We start from the raw sequence: 19,749 nt of genomic DNA, 5'->3' as shown, positions 1-19,749 counted from the left end.
ATGCTCCATTCGTTGTACATCTACATACGCCATGAAAAAGGTAAGGGTTCTTATAGTAGACGATTCGGCGGTGGTCCGGCAAACGCTTACCCAAATACTTCAATCGGACGCAACGATAGAGGTAATTGGGAGCGCTTCCGATCCTTACATCGCCGTAAAAAAGATCATGGACGAAGTTCCAGATGTTATTACGCTGGATATAGAAATGCCGCGAATGGATGGACTAACATTTTTGAAGCGAATAATGTCGCAGCATCCTATTCCGGTGGTTGTTATTTCGAGCTTAACGGATAAGGGATCGGAAACGGGCATACGGGCGTTGGAGTATGGTGCTGTGGAGATTATCACTAAGCCAAAGCTAAATACAAAGCAGTTTATCGAGGAGTCGAGTATTCGTATTTGCGATTCGGTAAAGGCTGCTGCACTAGCACAGGTTAGGCGAAAGGTGGTTGTGGATAAGATAGAGGTAACGCCAAAGCTTTCTGCCGATGCCATAATCTCCGAAGGATCTTCGTGCAGCATGCTGCAGACTACCGAAATGGTGGTGGCGATTGGGGCATCAACCGGTGGTACAGAGGCTTTACGAGCTTTTCTAACAGCGCTGCCCCATGACTGTCCAGGGATTGTTATCGTGCAGCATATGCCCGAAAAGTTTACCCAATCGTTTGCCAATCGCCTAAACGAGCAATGCCTGATTACCGTAAAGGAAGCGGAAGATGGCGATACGGTAATTAGGGGGCGAGCTTTAATTGCTCCCGGCAATAGGCATCTTCTTCTGAAGCGAAGTGGTGCTCGCTACTTTGTTCAGCTTAACGATGGACCTTTGGTGAATAGGCATCGGCCTTCGGTTGATGTTCTGTTCCGCTCGTTTGCCCGTTATGCAGGGAAGAATGCTATTGGAATTATTATGACCGGGATGGGCGATGATGGAGCAAAGGGGCTGTTGGAGATGAAAGCGCAAGGTGCTAAGACAATTGCTCAGGATGAAAAGTCGTGCGTTGTATTCGGAATGCCCAAGGAGGCAATCCGGTTGGGAGCAGCCGGCAAGGTATTGCCGCTCGATATGATTGCACCAACGATGATGAAGCTAAGCGTACAGCATTGATAAAAGTATGATAAAAATGGGCGGATATTCTTTTTGCGATTTGCTAGAAAGGTTAGATGTTAAGCGAGTAACCAAGAGATTTACGCTGATTGGCGTTGCTATTGGCTTTTTTGTTTGGGTTATCTTTCTTGTTGTGGAGGTTATCTCGAAGGGCGAAATTGTTGCTCGAGGTGGGCTTATTGAGCTGCATAGGCATAGCCCTAGCTGGTGGCTAATCGATACGTTGCCCATTATAGTAGGTGTTGCAGCCTACTCCATTGGGCGGCTGCACGTGCTTTACCTTCGAGCAAGGAAGCAGCAATCTCAGGAAGAGCAACAGCGATCGAAGCAGCTGCTGCGCTTTGCGGAGAGGCTAAACCAAGGAGAGCTAGATGCTCCTGCCGATTTTGATAGGGATAGCGAGCTGGGGAAATCGATTTTGCAGCTTAGGGACTACCTGGTGAAGAGCAGGCAAGAGGAGAAGGTGCGCGCTGAGGAGGAGAAGCAGCGAAGCTGGTTTGCCGATGGGATGGCTAAGTTTGCCGACATCCTTCGCCTAAACAACGACAACCTAGAGAAGCTCTCGTACGACATCGTAAGCAACCTGGTAAAGTATCTTAACGCCAACCAAGGGGGCTTCTTTTTGCTGGAAAAGTCCGACCCATCCGACATCCATTTTACGCAAACGGCTGCCTTTGCCTACGATCGTAAGAGGCTTGTTCGTAAGCGCGTGGAGTGGGGTGATGGGCTTATTGGCGCATGTGCCTACGAAAAAGAGCCCATCTTTATGACGGATATTCCGGATAGCTACGTTAGCATTACCAGTGGCTTAGGAGGTACAAATCCTCATTGCCTGCTTGTTGTTCCACTTGTTGTTGAAGGCGACGTGCAGGGGGTGATGGAGATTGCCTCGTTTAGCGTGCTGAAGGATTTTGAGCGTCGCTTTGTAGAGGAGCTTTCTAAGGCAATTGCGCTGACGATAAAAGGGGCTAAGGTGAACTCGCATACCGCTCAGCTACTCGAGCAATCGCAGTATCAGGCCGAGCAGCTAAAGGAGCAGGAAGAGGAGATGCGCCATACCATAGAGATGCTGCATGCAACCCAAGAGGAATCTGCCCGAAAGGGCGTGGAGCTATCCAACTTTACCGAGTCGGTGAACAACACAATGGTTCGAGCCGAGTACGATATATCCGGGAAGCTGCTTTTTGCCAATGCCCGATTCCTCGCCAAGATGGGCTATAGCCACATCAACGAGATTCAGGGGAAGCATATTTCTTCCTTCATCAATAAAAAGGATAGCCGCTGGTTCGTGAAAATTTGGGACGAGCTAACCAAAGGGGGCAACCACTTTGAGGGCGATATGAAGCATGTAACCAAGCAGGGAACCGATTTCTGGTCGATGGCTACCTACACGTGCGTTCGCGATCAGGATGGTGCTGTGCACAAGATTCTCTTCATGGGAATCGACATTACCGAGCTCAAGAAGATGAGCCTTGACTTGGAGAGCAAGGTCTTTGCGCTGAACAGTTCGGCTGTTACCGCCGAGTTTGACCCTAGTGGGGCTATTTGTAGCGGAAATATTAAGATCTCGGCCATACTCGGCTACCCTCAAAACGAGCTGGTTAAGATGACCGTGTACGACTTCTTCTGCCCAAAAAATGCGCTTGCCTTTAGGGATATCTGGAGCGAGGTGGTGCATGGGCATCCGCAGGAGAACCAGTACCAAATGGTGTCGAAGGGTGGTGGCGAGAGATGGCTGCAGGGCACCTTTACGGCGGTTTACGATATGTACAACGAGCTCTCTAAGGTGGTTTTTATTGCCAACGACATCACCTCGCAGAAGCGCTTGGAGCTTGAGGAGCAGCAAAAGAACGACCAGCTCTTGAGGCAGGAGGTAGAGCTGCAGCAAAAGCTCGAAGAAATACGCGCGGTTAAGATCCGTAACGAGAAGACCCTAGAGGGGGCAATGGACGCCATCATTACCATAAATTCCGAAGAGAAAGTTGAACTCTACAACCGTGCTGCCGAGGAACTATTCGGCTACAGCAAGCAGGAGGTTATCGGGCAAAGCATAACTATGCTGCTCCCCGCAGCATATAAAAGCTTAAATTCTGGGGATGTTATTGGCTACCTGAAATCGGAGGCGAATAGGTTTAAAGGGGCGCGCTCCGAGGTTACGGCGGCCGACAAGTGGGGCAACGAGCTGTCGCTGCTGCTTACCATTTCGGAGGCACAGATTGGGGAGGATTACACCTATACGGCATTTATCCAGAATATCTCGGTGGAACTGTTCTAACTATTGAAAAATAAGCAGGAGATTAAATCTATTTGACTGTCTTTTTCTCTGTTGATCGTACCTGTAAGATAAAGATGCATAAGTAAGATGTATCGTAATATAGCCTCCCACCCCTTTTAGTTTTCTAAAAGGAGTGGGAGGCTTCTTTTATATTTTTTGAAGTATTATCTTCTGGTTAAACTTATCTACAATCATCTTGTAGTAAAATTTAATGTCGGAATATTCATAGATTGGGTAGCTGTCCTTCTTAAAAGTGTACCTTCCGCTAACTCGTAACGAAGCGTCACCTTGTTGCTCTACCTTGTAAGCGATGTTTACCATAGGGTTGTCCACTGTAACATCTTCGGGTTTGGAGAGTAGTTTATAACCTTTTGGAATAATAATAGTAGAGGAGAATTGGTTGGTGTTGCTGTATACCATGTCAACAGGATAGCTTCTTGAATCTTGCTTAAGAGGATTTTCTGTAATCGAAGCATTAAGGAATGGGGTTACGATAATTTTATCTTCTATTTGATCCAGAGTCATTCCGACGTTGTACGATAGCTCAAAGGGCTTACCGATTTGGAGCAAATTCTTCTGCCTTAGCGAATCGCTAGAGGTAAAGTTTCCTAGAATCTTTGTTTTTAAATCGCTGTAGCTACTTGAGAATTGGCTTCTGTAGTTAATGGCATCGTATCCGGTAGATATAATTCTATGACGTTGGTAGGTTGTATCCTTATCGGGCATAGGTATTATGGTGATATTGTGTAGCGTAGAAGAGCCGGAGGCTCCGGAAGGTGTTGCCCATTCGGTCTTTTTCTTGTTTACAACAAGTCCTTTGTCGTTTATGCAGCGCACGGGTAGCTCCCCAAAATCACAAAGAGGGTCGGTTGCATCTAGCAGAATTGGCTGATTGTCTATGTATGCCAACGTAACAACGCTATTAAAGAAGTGTTGGAACGGATAGTCGAGCTTGATTTTACCATGACCGCGTGTGCTTATAAGAACAGGGTACGACTCAATTCCTGCTGCGTTAAGCATTCCTGTTAAGAAGAGGTTTATATCGGCAGCGTTACCGGTTTTGCTCAGAAAAAACTCCTTAATGCTTTTGCTGGCAAATTTATCGTTGCGCCCATTCCAGCTATAGTTGCTCTTGACGAAGAGGTTGATCTTTTTTGCTGTTTCCATTTGAGGCATTAAGCCCGCATTGAATTCGGGGACTATGGTTTTAGCCTTATCTTGACTATTCCGCAAGTACTTGCCAAAAGAGTCTTCATTGAGCATATCCTTAACCAGCTTATCCCAAGTGGTCATAATGTTCTTCTGAGCACCTGCAGTTGTGGCTATACTCGCAAGCTGAAAATCGATCTTAACAATATAGTCGTTTATAGACGAGATGAAAGACTCGTCACGAAAGGCGGGCAAATCCTTCATCACGAATTCGTATACCATATCGTTATAGTCCACTCCATCGAAGCGTTCGGTAGTGCTTCTGTCGGCATAGCTTTTGAAACCATCGAATTTAGGTGCTCCCTGAAACACGTAGATGTAGTTGTAGAATGGGGTCATTCTTGTTGTATACTCGCTGTAGATTACGGGTATCTTCCACTGAAATTCCCAGCTTCGGAGGTTGAAGAGGTAGGGGCTCTTTATGGTGTAGGCAATTTCGATTATCGACCCTTCCTTAACATCGGGCATGGCAAATTTACGCTCGTACCAGTGCTCGTTTATTTTCTCGGTAAACGCGTTTTTGGGATCTAAGGGGGTGCGTCGCAGCGCTCCATTCTCCAAGTTATAGGTATTTCCTTGTATTGTTTCTATTTCCTCGAATGCCGAGTTCTCCTCGTAGTAGGGTATTGCTATTTGGGCCCACTTTAGGCCTGCTTTGTTCAAAATCTTGATCTTCATTCGACGTTCGAATATAAGGCTGAAGCTTCGGTAGTCGTATAAAAACCTAGATTTGCCTATATCGTAAATCACCACTGCTTCGGCAGCAGGGTCTTTGGGGTAGCGCTTCATGTCAAATTCTTCTTGGCAGTATTTCCCGAATTCGTGAGGGAAATTCTGGGCATTTGACCCAAACGCAAGGTAGGTCAGTAGAAGTCCTAGTATTATACTCTTTTTCATTGTATGGTGTAGTTGTAGTTGTAGTTGTAATTGTAATAGGGGCGAAGCCTTAGGCCTCAGGTTTTAAAACAATGGCTCGTTTTTCGGCTTCCTTAATCTCTTGAATAAAGCGATAGAGCTCGGGATACTCTTCTAGCTGGTAGTGTGCTGGTTTTAGGATGACCTTTTTTGCAACCAGGAGCTCTCCTTTTGAGTAGGTAAAGGCTAGTTCGTAGCTGCCAAATCGGCTTTTTAGGCTAATGCCGTTGAGGTTTGATGTTACCTTGTATCCTTGTGGAATGGTGTATATAAGCGTGTCAGAATTGCAAATAGGGTAGGGAATATTTACCGGAAGCTTGCGTGCGTTCACGGGAACAAAGGCTGGAATTCTACTGGGGTAAAGTCCAAAATAGTAGTCGCCTGCTAGGGGCTTAAGAATTTTGTAAAGATTTAGGGTTGAATGCAGCTCAATTCGTGCCGTGTCGCGATGCGGCTTTTTTAGGAGCCATTCCTTAACCTCGTAGTTGCTGAAGTGCATGTATTCGCGGATAATCTTATCCTGCTCGTCGGTGTTTAGCTCGGAGTTGAGCTGGTTGAACAGCTCAAAATCGCGGCCCCTAAAGGAGAAACTAATGGCTGTGGAGGCATTGCCATCGGTTTGTAGGTCGAACTTCATTCTACGCGAGGTAAAGCTATCGCTGTCTTGCAAAGACGGGATCTTTACTATTCGGCTGGCATTCTCGGATATGAGCAGGGCCTCCCTGTTTTGTGTAAAGGTACCCATATAGCCAAACGGATTAATGTTGCTGGTGGTTTCGAGCCATAGGGTATCCTTTTCTAAAGGTACTGCAACAATGGCATGGTTGAACTGGGAGGATACGAAATCCCGAATTAGATCGCTTGGCTGGTTGCCTGCATTTACCAGTACATAGTGCGAATCTATGCCAGCGCAGCGTAGGATAGCCCTCATGTAGTTGGATAGCGCCTTACAGTCTCCATACTTGTTCTGTGCCACATACGAGGCTGGATATGGTTTCATCCCGCCTATACCTATTGATACGTTGATGTAGCGCGTATTGTCTTGGAGGTAATGGTACAGAATCTTTACGATCTCTTTTTTATCCGTTACTCCTTCAGTAAGCTGCTTGATGTGGTTTTTCTCCTTCTCGGGTAGCACTTCGAGCCCTTTTTGCAGCTGGTTTTGCCATTCGCCAAACGATTGCCAGCTGTGAGTACATCCTTCTACTCCGTAGCTGAAGTGGAGCGGGGTTGCTGCTACAAAGGGGAAGTAGCTATCGAGAGGCTTGGCGTAAATTTCGCTCTTTAAAACGTTTGGGTAGCAGGCATCCCACTGAAGTATTACGCCGTTGCTGGTGGTATCAACCTTGGAATGTACGACATTGTAGGCGTACTTTTTCATTGGAAGGTTTTTGGGAACGACCATTGTTAGGTGTGCGGCGCGCGTGGGAACTCGGTTGTCGATGATGGGGGTCCATCTGGTAAAGTCGATGTAGTCCTTGCAGGTTGCCTTGTAGGTGTAGGCTATCTGGTAGGGGTATACGTTATGCTTCAGCTGGAACTCCTTTACAAAGTCATCTTCGTAGAGCGATATGTTCGATATGGCGCTGCGGGTTGTAATGTCGCTGCTTTTTAAGGAGCGGATCCTATTCCCCGCGCTGTTGGTAATCCATGCGTCAATGTCCGAAATCTTGTAGGTTTTAGAGTAAGGAATGGCAACGTGGGTGTAATCCTCTCCGATACGGTTGTTGATCTGAATAATAATGGTGTCGATTTGAGAGAACTTTCCCGCTTCAACAACGCAGATGCTGTTGTACTTGACTACTTCGGCATTGTGGGGCTGGCATTGTGCTCGGCTTCCCCATAGGGATAGAAGCAGAAGCAACGGTAGGTAGGGGCTTATGTTCATAGGTTATTGAAGATATTTATAAACAGGCTTGTCATTTTTGCCTATATTCCAGAATTCAAATGTAGCGTTTAAATAATATTAACAAAAAAAACGGGAAGGTATTTTAGGTGTTGCCGTTCTGAAGCGTGCTGCGGCCATATGATGACCTTTCATTCTATGCCAAAAACCCCGCCATTGCTGGCGGGGTAACCACTCTTAAGTATAACAAACACGTACCTTCACAGGTACTAGGATTTCTTCTTTTCCTCCTCGCGCGCCTTGGCGGCTAGCGTTTCGCGCGTGCGAACGATGGCCATGGTTTTATCGATTTCGACGTTCACCTTTTCCATGATGGCCAGGTATTCGGGCTTCTCCTCCACGTTGTACAGGTCCTCGACGAGCTCTAGGATGGACGAGCACTGCTTGCTGGCCGTTTTGGCCACCTCGTAGGCGGCAGCATCGGGTTTCTCCTCCACCATAACGCCGTTGCGGTAGCCGTAGGTGGTTTCGAACTCCTGCTGAAGGGCCCAAACCTTACCCCATTCGGCGGTAGCCTTTAGCAGCGTAAGGGCTGCTACGTAGCGGGGGTTGGTGGTAAAGAGGGCATTCAGCCCGTGTAGGGCCGATGTTTCGGCCTTTAGCCCCATGTGGAAAATATCTCCGGAATCCTTAATGGCCTTAAGGATGAGGTTAGCGGCTTCGGCCTCGGCTGCCACGTCGCTTAGCTGGAAATACTCAACTAAGTGTATGAATCGCGAAAGGCTTCGGTCGCGATTCTTATCCGCTGCTTTTACAGCCTTGGTTTGTGGTTCGAAGCTGGCCGGATTGGTGGAGGCCTCGAGCGCTACCATTGTTTGGGCCAGCTCCTGCAGCAGGCGCTTTAGCTTATCGCCTATCGTTGGACACGCATTAATGATAGGCAGAATTAAAGTGATAAAGGCAGACAGCTCCCCAACGCGTAAGCGTTGGAAGGATAGGTTGTTAATTTTTGTTTTCATCTCAGGTAGTTTTAATTTGATTATGAAGAAAGCATTAAAATATCGTCCTTCAAAGCTTTTGTTAACCAAATGTTGTTGTCTTCGTTGTCAAATTTTTTTGGCTGTTGATAGTGCCGCTACAGTACGATTTTTGAGCTAAAAGAGCACCATTACCGGATGAATGGACGATTCCCAGAGGTGGGGAGCTTTTTATTCACGCGTGAATGCGCCTCTCCGGCACTTGGGAGCGTGCCATTCACGCGGTAACAGCGTTCTCCCAGCTTCGGGGGAACGCTGTTCACCTGGTAACGCGCGTCTTCTGCCTGCTGGAGGCGGGCATTACCGCGTGAATATGGCTCTCCCAGATACCAATGGGGTCTGGGAGCATGGTATATCCGCCTTTCTGCATCGCCTTGCTCATTCAATGCTTTCGAATCAACCAAAACCGTACCTTTGCGCTATGGATGCGCTAGCCCAAACATCGTTAAGCCAAACCATCCGCACGCTTGCCGCTAGCCTCGGCTTCGATGCGGTAGGCTTTGTTCGTGCCACAAGGCTCGATGGCGAGGCCACCCACCTACGCGCGTGGCTCGATGCGGGCCACCATGCCGGCATGGCGTGGATGGAGGGGCACTTCGACAAGCGGGTAGACCCTACGCTGCTGGTGGAGGGGGCCAAGTCGGTGGTGGTGGTGCTCCTCAGCTACAAGCCTGCCGAGGTGCAGCCTGCCGATGCCCCTCAATTTGCCAAGTACGCCTACGGCGACGACTACCACGAGGTGATCAAGGCCAAGCTGTGGGAGCTGCTGGCGCAAATCAAAGAGATAGAACCCGAGGCCGATGGCCGTCCGTTTGTCGACTCGGCGCCCGTGCTCGAGCGCGCCTGGGCCGAAAGGGCAGGGCTGGGTTGGATCGGGAAAAACTCGCTGCTGCTCAATCGCCAGCTGGGCTCGCTCACCTTTATCGGTACGCTGATGCTCAACCTCGAGCTCGACTATGGTACGCCTGTACGACCCTCGTGCGGAACGTGTACGCGCTGCATCGATGCCTGTCCTACGGGGGCCATCGTTGCGCCCAAGGTGGTGGATGCGCGCCGCTGCATATCGTACCAAACCATCGAGAATAGGGGAGAGATACCAGCGGATATTCAACGGCTCGTGGGCAACCGCGTTTTTGGCTGCGATGCCTGCCTAGATGCCTGCCCGTGGAACGCGAAGGTAATCCCCAATAATCATCCCGAGCTGGCGCCCCGCAAGGCCATCCTTACCTACACCGCCGCGCAGTGGCAGGCGGTGGACGAGGCGCAGTTCGCGGCCATCTTCCGCCGTTCGGCCGTCAAGCGCGCCAAGCTAAGCGGCTTCAGACGGAATCTGGAGGTGGTTGTGGGGAATGAGGAGGGTAACGACAGCTGATATGCTGCCCTTTCAGGGCGCAAACAATCACACGATGCTATCCCAAGGCGTTGCCTTGGGCTGATATATGCTAGGCCTTCGGCCTGCGGCTCCATAAGAGGTAAAGGTGCGTGTTGGCGATATATCCGTATATACAGGAATTCTCTGTAGCCGATTTGGCTCTGAGGTTTTGGTACGGTTACGCCACGAAGCGGCAGCATATCAATATCAAATAAACGCCTTGGGCTGATATATGCTAGGCCTTCGGCCTGCAGCTCCATAAGAGGTAGAGGTGCGTGTTGGCGATATATCCGTACATACAGGAATTCTCTGTAGCCGATTTGTCTCTGAGGTTTTGGTACGGTTACGCCACGAAGCGGCAGCATATCAATATCAAATAAACGCCTTGGGCTGATATATGCTAGGCCTTCGGCCTGCGGCTCCATAAGAGGTAAAGGTGCGTGTTGGCGATATCCGTACGTACAGGAATTCTCTGTAGCCGATTTGTCTCTGAGGTTTTGGTACGGTTACGCCACGAAGCGGCAACATATCAATATCAAATAAACGCCTTGGGCTGATATATGCTAGGCCTTCGGCCTGCGGCTCCATAAGAGGTAGAGGTGCGTGTTGGCGATATATCCGTACATACAGGAATTCTCTGTAGCCGATTTGTCTCTGAGGTTTTGGTACGGTTACGCCACGAAGTGGCAACATATCAATATCAAATAAACGCCTTGGGCTGATATATGCTAGGCCTTCGGCCTGCGGCTCCATAAGAGGTAAAGGTGCGTGTTGGCGATATATCCGTACATACAGGAATTCTCTGTAGCCGATTTGTCTCTGAGGTTTTGGTACGGTTACGCCACGAAGCGGCAGCATATACTAGCCCAAGGCATCGCCTTGGGAAAACAACGTCCATGTTTTTTAGCGCCGCGAAGCGGCAATATATCAATATCAAATAAACGCATAGCGAGAAATGTCAATCCTAGATCCCAACAAGTATCAAACCGAAGTTCAGCTGCCCTGCTTCGAGGCGCGCGTGGGCTACCAGCGCCCGTTTATGATGATGGGCTCGTGCTTTGCCACCAACGTTGGCGAGCGGCTTGTCCGGCTTAAACTTCCGGTGATGGTTAACCCCTTTGGGGTAATCTACAATCCGCTATCGGTGGCCTCCAGCATTAGGCGGCTGGTGGATGGCCTCCCTTTGGTTGCCGATGATCTCTTTGAGCAGGGTGGGCTTTGGAACAGCTACGCGCACCACTCGTCGTTCTCGGCAACCGACAGGGACGAGTGCCTAGCAAAGATCAACCAGTCGATGGCTTCGGGGGCAATAATGCTGCGCGAGTCGTCGCACCTCATCGTAACATTGGGAACCTCGTGGGCGTACCAGCTAAAGGCATCGGGTGCGGTGGTGGCCAACTGCCACAAGACGAAGGCTGCCGAGTTCGACCGCATCTTTGTAAATACCTCCCAAGCCGTTGAGGCGCTAAAGGAGGCCGTTGCAGCAGCCCGAAGCATCAACCCATCGCTTAAGATTATCTTTACCGTAAGCCCAATACGCCATATCAAGGATGGGCTGGTGGAGAACCAGCGGAGCAAGGCCTCGCTGATACTTGCCTGCCACACGCTTTGCAGCGAGCTAAGCGGCGTAGCCTACTTTCCATCGTACGAGATCATGATGGACGAGCTGCGCGACTACCGCTTCTACGCCGACGACATGGTGCACCCTTCGAGCCTAGCGGTAGATATCATCTTTAAGAAGTTCGTACACTCGGCGGTTAACGCCCAGTCGGTGGAGGCCATGAACGAGGTGGATCGAATTGTTAGGGCAGTGGAGCACATACCCTTCAACTCCGAAGGTGCGGAGTACCGGAAATTCTGCGCTTCGATGGCCGCCAAGGCCGAGGCGCTGCAGCGAAAGTACTCCTTTTTGGACCTGTCGGTGGAGATTGAGCGCTTTAGTCGATAGCAACCGCTGAACTTTTTTACTATACTTGCACTACCAATTGTTTATAGCATAAATGGCCAAGAAAGCAACCAAGGAGTCCAGCAGCGAGTTTGTCTGCCCATCGTGTAAGGCAGAGGTGAAGCCTACCTTTGGAACCATTACCGGTATCGTTCCTCAAAAATGTAAGTGCGGAAAGTATTTGGTGGTATACATATGGTTTGCCGCCATACTTTGGGGGGCATGCTTTGCGGTTTGGTATGCCATCTTTCTGCTATCGGGCGTCGTGCTTCCTTTAATAGTTCAGATACTGCTGCTCCCTGTTTGGATGTTCTATGGGTATCGCCTGCTGCGTAAGGTGGTATTCCGCTTCGTAAAGGCGAAGGAGATGAAGTAAAAAATAGAAGGGCTCGTGGGAGCCCTTCGTTGTTCTATCTTTCTCTGGAGTAAAAGTCCTGTCCTCCCTTAATGTCGTCCATCTCCGATCGGTTGTAGCTCCAATCCATCACGGTGCTTACTGTTGGAGCCACTATTTGGGCTATCTTCTTTTGGCCATCCCCGCCAGGGTGCCATGCGGCTCCGTAATCCTTTTCCGAAGAAAGCGCTGATCTGGGAATCCCAATAAAGTGTATCCGACCATCCTTGTTAAGAACCTTTTGTGCTTCGACGATCTCCTTAACGTAGCTGTAGCAGGGCTCGTCGATCATTGGTCCTACAATGCAAAAGATCTGGGTTTGGCTTCCGTAGGCTTCCCGGATTTGGGCAATCAGCTTAAGGTAGCCATCAACGAAGATAGCCTTGAACGGATGGGGGTGAGTGGAGTAGTCGTTGGTGCCGAGGTTTACCACAACGGCATCGGGAGTATAGCGCTTGAAGTCCCACTCTGAGGTCGAGTCAGCGTCGATGGTACGTTTAAAAAGCTTAGGCACGGTAGCGTCGCTAGTCGAAACCATGTTTTTATCGTTGTAGTTCCGAACAACCCCACGGCCCGAGTGCGCCACAATATTTACGTCGGCATCGAAGGCGCGGGCAAGAATGTTGGCGTAGCTGAGGTAGCTATTCTCGGTTTCGGCAGTAAACTTCGAATTTCTATTCTTCGATTCGGTTCCAAACGCGCAGGTTATGGAGTTCCCTAGAAATTCCATCTTTCTTGGCCTGTATAGTTCGGATGCGCTTGTGCAGGTGGCATTATTGTCGACTACGAAACCCATGAACTCGGCAGGGACGTTGTCTAGATTCTCGGTTCTTTTGAAGAGAACCACCTCGTGGGCTGCTTTCTTCGATAGGTTGGTGGCAAGTACGATGGTTGTATCGCCAGTAGACTTGTAGATCGCCTGCTTTCCTGAAAGAGCTAATGCGGGCTTCCCGTTGATGAATGCTTGAAAGAAGGTACTCCCCGAGCCTTTTACTCGTGCGGCTACGGTACTGCTGCCCGAGAACTTCATGGAAAAGTTTACCCCTGGGTAGTCAAACCGGTAGCGTTCGGGGTTGGAACTATCTACACGACCTTGTACCTTAACAAAGGAGCTGCTGGGAAGTACTACTTGCTGCGCACGAGCGCTTAGAACAGGCGAGGATAGAATGCAGAGGGCTAAAATTGTTTTTTTTAGCATTGATTGCGTAGGCTTAATGGTTATTGAATCTTCAAATGTAGAATAAATACCCGAATCGTTGTTTACTCGTCTAGCCGCTTAAGCAGCTCTAAGCCCCAGCGCCATTTCCCATAGCCTGATGAGGGGTTGATGTGCCCTGCCTTACCGATGTTAACCAGCTTGCTGCCCCAGCATTCAGCAAAGGCTTCGGTTCGCTCCCAACTTGCGAAGTGATCGTCTAGGCTTGTTACCACAATAGAGGGGAAGGGCAGCTCTATGGCGGGTATGGGGTCAAATCCGACGATTCCAGGAGGGGTAGTAGGCGCCTCGGTATCGCAGGGGGCGACCAGTAGCGCACCCTTAATGTAGCGGTTGTAGCGCTCGGCCCAGTAGGCAACGGCAATGCAAGCTAGGCTATGGGCAACCAAAATAACCTCCTCCGAGTCGTACTTGCTTACCTCTTTTTCGATGGTTTCTACCCAATCGTCGCACGTTGGGGTTAGCCAATTGTGCTGTTCGATGCGCTTAAAGTCGTATTCCCTTTCCCAAAGAGTTTGCCAGTGGTTTTCTCCCGAATTTCCATGGCCAGGAAGGATTAGAATATCAGAGCTAAATTCCATAGATGCTTCTTTAGTCGGTAGAGTGCAACTTAGCTGCTTTCTACATAGTAAACGGATAGTTAGTAACACTTTTTATGAACGACTAAAGTAAGAAATCTTGTTAAAATTCAAATACGAAAGGAGTGAATAGAGCCAAAAATTGAGTGATTTTTTGTACTAAATAGAGTGAGGGGGACCGGTGGAAATGGAAGCCGATAGGTTCTGGCAAAAAAGCCCCGACAGCAACGTCGGGGCTTTTTTAGTTAGCGATTATTCTGTTTCAGCAGGTCGCGGATTTCGGAGAGCAGCTTAACCTCTTCGCTTGGAGCAGGAGGCGCTGCTGGAGCCTCTGCCTCTTTCTTTTTCAGCTTCATCAGCCCCTTAAGGGCGATAAAGATAAAGAGCGATATTATTAGGAAGTTGACCGTTACCTGAATAAAGTTGCCAATGTTCATGGTTACGGCGGGCTTGTCAATGGCGCCGTTGGCACCCATTACCGCTGCTTTAAGCGTAATCTTAAACGAGGTAAAGTCTATTCCTCCAAGCACAATCCCGATAACAGGCATCAGAATGTCGTTTACAGCCGATGTAACAATCTGCCCAAAGGCGCCGCCAATAATTACGGCAACGGCTAGGTCGATGACGCTGCCCTTCGAGATGAAATCTTTAAATTCCTTAATGAAGCTCATGTTCGAATGGTATTTGAATTTTGGTTTTGCTTGCTCAATATTCAATATTAACACTTTTATTTCGATTTTGTTTGTTCTATCCCTTTCTAGGCTGGATGCTATTCGCTACTTTGCAAATGTTAAAACTTTAGTCTGCCATCTTTTTGTTAATTTCGCAGATCTAAGAGAAATTAAATCATCATGGAATACAATTTTGTCGATATAGAGAAGAAGTGGCAGCAGCGCTGGCGCGAGAATAAGACCTATAAGGTTGATGTGGATGCTTCGAGGCCAAAGTTCTACGTCCTCGATATGTTCCCCTACCCATCGGGAGCAGGGCTGCATGTGGGCCATCCGCTAGGCTACATTGCCTCCGATATTTTTTCACGCTTCAAGCGTTTAGAGGGCTACAACGTGCTTCACCCTATGGGCTACGATGCGTTCGGGCTACCTGCCGAGCAGTACGCCATCCAAACGGGGCAGCATCCGGCCATCACCACCGATATCAACATCAAGCGCTACCGCGAGCAGCTCGACAAGATTGGCTTCTCGTACGACTGGAGCCGCGAGTTCCGCACCTGCGATCCTTCGTACTACAAGTGGACGCAGTGGGCGTTCCTGCTCATGTTTAAGAGTTACTACAACAATAAAACCCAGAAGGCAGAATCTATAGATTCCCTTATCGAAGAGTTCCGAATCAATGGTAACGGCAGTGTAGATGCCGCCTGTGGTGAGGTTCCTGCATTTACCGCTGCCGAGTGGAATGCCATGGGCGAGAAGGAGCAGCAGGAGATTCTGCTACAGTACCGCATCGCCTACCTTGCCGATACGATGGTTAACTGGTGCGCCGAGCTGGGCACCGTGCTGGCCAACGACGAGGTGAAGGATGGCCTTTCGGTTCGCGGAGGCTTCCCCGTTGTGCAGCGCAAGATGCGCCAGTGGTCGCTTCGCATCTCGGCCTACGCACAGCGCTTGCTCGACGAACTCGAGGAGTTGGAGTGGACCGACTCGCTGAAGGAGATCCAGCGCAACTGGATTGGCCGCTCGCAGGGTGCTCAGGTTTTCTTCGGATTGAAGGATAGCGAAAAGCAGCTGGAGGTGTTCACCACCCGCCCCGACACCATCTTTGGTGTAACCTTTATGGTAATTGCCCCCGAGCACGAAATGGTGATGGAGCTTACCACACCCGAGTACCGCGAGGCCGTTCAAGCCTACATCGACGAAACCAAGAAGCGTAGCGAGCGCGAACGCATGGCCGAGAAGCGCGTGAGCGGGCAGTTCACCGGAGGCTACGCCATCAACCCCTTTAACGGAAAGCAAATTCCAATCTACATAAGTGACTACGTGCTTATCGGCTACGGAACTGGCGCCATCATGGCCGTTCCTGCCCATGATAGCCGCGACTACGCCTTTGCTAAGCACTTCGGCATCGACATCATCGAGGTGGTTGCCGGCGGCGATATTTCCACCGAGAGCTACGACGCCAAGGAGGGCAAGCTCGTCAACTCCGACTTCCTAAACGGGTTGGATGTGAAGCAGGCCGTAACCCGCGCCATCGACGAGGTGGAGGCACGTGGTATTGGCAAGCGCCAGATCAACTACCGCCTGCGCGACGCCATCTTTAGCCGCCAGCGCTACTGGGGCGAGCCATTCCCCATCTACTTTAAGGATGGGCTACCTTACGCCATCGAGGATGATAAGCTGCCATTGGAGCTACCTGAGGTGGATGCCTTCCTTCCAACCGAAACGGGCGAGCCACCGCTTGGCCGTGCCAAGAACTGGGCTACCGCCGATGGATATCCATTCGAGCTGAGCACCATGCCAGGGTTTGCCGGCTCATCGGCCTACTACCTCCGCTACATGGATCCAACCAACGATAAGGGGCTTGTGTCGAAGGAAGCCAACGAGTACTGGCGTAATGTCGACCTCTACATAGGGGGAACCGAGCACGCAACGGGTCACCTTATCTACTCGCGCTTCTGGAATAAGTTCCTATACGATCTTGGCTTTGTTGCCGAGAAGGAGCCCTTCAAGAAACTGATTAACCAGGGAATGATTCAAGGCCGTTCGAACTTCGTTTACCGCGTTCAGGGTACCAATAAGTTTGTTTCGCTTGGTCTAAAGGATAAGTACCAGACACAGGAAATTCACGTTGACGTAAACATCGTTTACAACGATATTCTAGATACTGAGGCTTTCAAACAATGGCGTCCCGAGTTTGCTACCGCCGAGTTCGAGTTCGAGGATGGCAAGTACGTTTGCGGTTGGGCTGTCGAGAAGATGTCGAAGAGCATGTACAACGTGGTGAATCCCGATATCATCGTGGAGCGCTACGGAGCGGATACCCTTCGCATGTACGAAATGTTCCTTGGTCCACTCGAGCAGTCGAAGCCTTGGGATACCAAGGGTATCGATGGCGTTCACCGCTTCCTTCGCAAGTTCTGGAGGCTCTTCACCAACAACGAGGGTGAAATTAGCGTTACCGATGCACAACCTTCGACTGATGAGCTAAAAGCGCTGCATAAAACCATCAAGAAGGTACGCGAGGATATCGAGAACTTCTCGTTCAACACCTCGGTATCGGCCTTTATGGTTTGCGTAAACGAGCTAACTGATTTGAAGTGCAGCAAGCGAGCAATCCTAGAGCCACTAACAGTACTGCTTTCTCCGTTTGCACCTCACATTACCGAAGAACTATGGTCGATTTTGGGATACACAACCACCATCAACGATGCAAAGTATCCGGTTCATAACGAGGATTACCTGGTAGAAACCAGCTTCGAGTATCCTGTTTCGTTTAACGGCAAGCTTAGGTTTAAGAAAGTCCTTCCTTTAAGCCTGAATCCAAAGCAGGTAGAGGAAGCCGTTCTTACCGACGAGCAGGTTGCCAAATTCCTCGAAGGTAAAGCACCTAAAAAGGTAATCGTAGTGCCGGGGAAGATCGTTAACATAGTTATATAAAAGAAAGAAGATATGGGCAAACTTAGTACTCAAGACCTATTGGGGGAGTTTAAGACTTACCTCTTTATGGCAATAGGTCTATCCCTATACTGTTTGGGGTGGACTGCTTTCCTTATTCCGGCAAACGTTGTAGGAGGAGGTGTTAGCGGTATAGGTGCGCTGATCTTCTATGCTACTGGAGGGGCAGAAGGAGGCTTTAAGATTGCCTATAGCTACCTTATTATAAATGCATTCCTTCTTTATTTAGGAATAAAAGTTTTAGGATCTCAGTTTGGCTTGCGTACCGTTATTGGAATTGGCATGACGGCCTTTCTTTTGTGGATAGGACAAGAACTTATTACCCAATCGCCATTAGATGCTAAAGCCGATAGGCTTTTGGCAACTATTATTGGAGGTAGCTTATGCGGGGCTGGTCTAGGCCTTGTATTTACCCAAGGAGGAACTTCTGGCGGAACCGATATCATAGCCATGATCGTCAACAAGTACCGCAATATCTCTATCGGTAAAGTAATACTGCTTTGCGATATTATCATTATCGGAGCATCCTACTTTATCTTTTGGGATTTTACGGCGGTAGTTTATGGTTACATTACAGTAGGTTTGGTGTCGTTTACTATCGACCTTGTGCTTCAAGGTACGCGACAGTCAGTGCAAATGTTCATTGTTTCGAAGAATCATACGAGCATTGCCGACCGGCTTTCTAACGAAGTTGGACGAGGTGTCACCGTTCTAAATGGTCAAGGATGGTATACCAAGGAGGAGCAGAAAGTGGTTATGGTTCTTGTGCGAAAGTTTGAAACCAACCATGTTTACAAGATTTGTAAGCAGGAAGATCCTAACGCCTTTATCTCAGTAGTAAATGCTATGGGGGTATTTGGTAAAGGGTTCGACACCATAAAAGCCAAATAGACTTATTTGAAATAGATAAGAATGAAGTTTAAAATATTGTGTAGTAAAAGAGCCGTGTTAGTTGCGGCTCTTTCTTTTGTAGTACTGCTTATTGGCTCCTTTATTTTATGGCCATCACTTCAACGATTTGCCGATTTATTTAGGAATAAGGAGGTTCCACCTCCCGTTATGGAGTATGGTATTCCTGTCGATTCTTTCAACGTTGTAACAAGTGAGATTGCTCCGGGCAAGAATCTATCAGAAATTTTAGGAGAACATGGAATCAGTGCTGCCCAGGTTGATAGCCTTTTGACGCTATCTAAAGGGAAGTTTGATCTACGCTCAATTCGAGCAGGGCATCGATGTAAAGCTTTCGTGCAACCTGACTCGACCCAACGGCTGGCCTATTGGGTTTACGAGATTACGCCTGTGCAGTATGTGGTTTTTTCGTTTAAGGATAGCATGAGCGTGCATGTTGCTGAAAAACCAGTGAGAATTGTTAGAAAAGTTAGCCGCACAACCATAAAATCTTCTTTGTGGAATGCTATTGAGAAGGCTAAAATGAATACTGCTCTTGCACTCGATCTTTCCGAGATATACGCTTGGGAAATAGACTTTTTTGGGCTTCAGCAGAACGACTCATTTAAGGTGGTGTACGACGAAATGTTTGTAGATTCAGTATCGATTGGGGTTGCAAAGATACATGCTGCCGTCTTCAACCATATGGGTAAAACCTACTACGCCTTTTCGTACATGCAAGATAGTGTTGATTCGTATTGGAACGAAAATGGGCAGAGCCTCAAAAAGGCTTTTCTTAAAGCCCCTCTAAAATTTTCGCGTATAACCTCTGGGTTTAGCCGAAGCCGTTTGCATCCAGTTCTTAAGATTTTCCGTCCCCATTACGGGATAGATTATTCTGCACCTGTTGGAACACCTGTAATGACGATAGGGAGTGGAGTCGTTATCCATAAAGGATATAGCGGTAGCGCAGGAAACTGGATTAAGATAAAGCATGCAGCCAGTTTTATAACCAGCTACATGCATCTTAGCCGATTTGCAAGGGGAGTATCAGTTGGATCTAGGGTTCAACAGGGGCAAGTTATCGGCTATGTTGGTTCTACAGGTTACTCAACCGGAGCTCATCTCGATTTTAGGGTATGGAATGGAGGCAAACCTATAAATCCTTTAAAGGTGCAGTCTCCTCCCGAAAAACCCTTGAGGAAGGAGAATCTGGAAGCGTTTATGAAGCATCGAAATCGAATGATGCAACTGCTAAAATAGTGAGCGTGCTGCGGGAAAAATCCTTAAGCAGTACGAAATAGTGAGTTACGCTGTATGTCGTAACTCGTTAATATTGC

Annotated in this window: 14 protein-coding genes; 8 read left to right on the top strand and 6 right to left on the bottom strand. The window is 48.8% G+C overall.

What is annotated here, in order from left to right:
* The first annotated feature begins 31 nt into the window (after positions 1 to 31).
* The gene (locus tag CLV25_RS12675) at positions 32 to 1,105 is read left to right on the top strand and encodes a protein-glutamate methylesterase/protein-glutamine glutaminase (RefSeq protein WP_131840030.1); all 1,074 of its coding nucleotides are present in this window, start codon (positions 32 to 34) and stop codon (positions 1,103 to 1,105) included.
* A gap of 16 nt (positions 1,106 to 1,121) precedes the next feature.
* A complete protein-coding gene (locus CLV25_RS12670; RefSeq protein WP_165877081.1) occupies positions 1,122 to 3,380 on the top strand; it encodes a PAS domain S-box protein in 2,259 nt (752 codons plus the stop codon).
* A 147-nt stretch (positions 3,381 to 3,527) separates the two neighbouring features.
* Here the strand turns inward: CLV25_RS12670 and CLV25_RS12665 are convergent, their stop codons facing one another.
* The 3 genes from CLV25_RS12665 to CLV25_RS12655 all read right to left on the bottom strand — a co-directional run bounded on the left by CLV25_RS12665 (position 3,528) and on the right by CLV25_RS12655 (position 8,369).
* Positions 3,528 to 5,486, bottom strand: coding sequence for a DUF3857 domain-containing protein (locus CLV25_RS12665; RefSeq protein ID WP_131840028.1), 1,959 nt, complete (start codon positions 5,484 to 5,486; stop codon positions 3,528 to 3,530).
* Between the two features lie 49 nt (positions 5,487 to 5,535).
* Positions 5,536 to 7,392, bottom strand: a complete 1,857-nt coding sequence (locus CLV25_RS12660) for a DUF3857 domain-containing protein (protein WP_131840027.1) — start codon at positions 7,390 to 7,392, stop codon at positions 5,536 to 5,538.
* Positions 7,393 to 7,619: 227 nt separating this feature from the next.
* Positions 7,620 to 8,369 carry a DUF6261 family protein gene (locus CLV25_RS12655; protein ID WP_131840026.1) on the bottom strand — a complete coding sequence of 250 codons (750 nt, stop codon included), beginning with the start codon at positions 8,367 to 8,369 and terminating at the stop codon, positions 7,620 to 7,622.
* A 439-nt stretch (positions 8,370 to 8,808) separates the two neighbouring features.
* Here CLV25_RS12655 and queG point away from each other — a divergent pair, with 439 nt between their 5' ends.
* The 3 genes from queG to CLV25_RS12640 all read left to right on the top strand — a co-directional run bounded on the left by queG (position 8,809) and on the right by CLV25_RS12640 (position 12,080).
* Positions 8,809 to 9,759, top strand: a complete 951-nt coding sequence (gene queG / locus CLV25_RS12650; protein ID WP_131840025.1) for a tRNA epoxyqueuosine(34) reductase QueG — start codon at positions 8,809 to 8,811, stop codon at positions 9,757 to 9,759.
* A gap of 955 nt (positions 9,760 to 10,714) precedes the next feature.
* Entirely contained in the window at positions 10,715 to 11,707 is a 993-nt protein-coding gene (locus CLV25_RS12645; RefSeq protein ID WP_131840024.1) for a GSCFA domain-containing protein, read from the top strand.
* A 52-nt stretch (positions 11,708 to 11,759) separates the two neighbouring features.
* Positions 11,760 to 12,080 carry a hypothetical protein gene (locus CLV25_RS12640; RefSeq protein ID WP_131840023.1) on the top strand — a complete coding sequence of 107 codons (321 nt, stop codon included), beginning with the start codon at positions 11,760 to 11,762 and terminating at the stop codon, positions 12,078 to 12,080.
* A 34-nt stretch (positions 12,081 to 12,114) separates the two neighbouring features.
* Here CLV25_RS12640 and CLV25_RS12635 read toward each other — a convergent pair whose 3' ends face one another.
* The 3 genes from CLV25_RS12635 to mscL all read right to left on the bottom strand — a co-directional run bounded on the left by CLV25_RS12635 (position 12,115) and on the right by mscL (position 14,563).
* A complete protein-coding gene (locus CLV25_RS12635) occupies positions 12,115 to 13,296 on the bottom strand; it encodes an SGNH/GDSL hydrolase family protein (RefSeq protein WP_131840022.1) in 1,182 nt (393 codons plus the stop codon).
* Between the two features lie 62 nt (positions 13,297 to 13,358).
* Positions 13,359 to 13,895, bottom strand: a complete 537-nt coding sequence (locus CLV25_RS12630; protein WP_131840021.1) for an RBBP9/YdeN family alpha/beta hydrolase — start codon at positions 13,893 to 13,895, stop codon at positions 13,359 to 13,361.
* Positions 13,896 to 14,137: 242 nt separating this feature from the next.
* Complete coding sequence (gene mscL / locus CLV25_RS12625) at positions 14,138 to 14,563, bottom strand: large-conductance mechanosensitive channel protein MscL (protein WP_131840020.1); 426 nt, start codon at positions 14,561 to 14,563, stop codon at positions 14,138 to 14,140.
* A 180-nt stretch (positions 14,564 to 14,743) separates the two neighbouring features.
* On the opposite strand from mscL, the gene leuS reads away from it, so the two are divergent.
* Genes leuS through CLV25_RS12610 form a run of 3 tightly spaced genes read left to right on the top strand, consistent with a single transcriptional unit; the run spans position 14,744 to position 19,672 of the window.
* Positions 14,744 to 17,503: a leucine--tRNA ligase gene (gene leuS, locus CLV25_RS12620; protein WP_131840019.1), complete on the top strand. Its 2,760-nt coding sequence runs from the start codon at positions 14,744 to 14,746 to the stop codon at positions 17,501 to 17,503.
* A gap of 12 nt (positions 17,504 to 17,515) precedes the next feature.
* Positions 17,516 to 18,412, top strand: coding sequence for a YitT family protein (locus tag CLV25_RS12615; RefSeq protein ID WP_131840018.1), 897 nt, complete (start codon positions 17,516 to 17,518; stop codon positions 18,410 to 18,412).
* 21 nt (positions 18,413 to 18,433) lie between these two features.
* Positions 18,434 to 19,672 (top strand): M23 family metallopeptidase, encoded by a 1,239-nt coding sequence (locus tag CLV25_RS12610; RefSeq protein WP_131840017.1) that lies wholly within the window; start codon positions 18,434 to 18,436, stop codon positions 19,670 to 19,672.
* Positions 19,673 to 19,749 lie beyond the last annotated feature (77 nt).

Origin of the sequence: Acetobacteroides hydrogenigenes (assembly GCF_004340205.1) — a bacterium.
Lineage (GTDB): Bacteria > Bacteroidota > Bacteroidia > Bacteroidales > ZOR0009 > Acetobacteroides > Acetobacteroides hydrogenigenes.
This window is presented reverse-complemented; position numbering and strand designations above follow the sequence as displayed.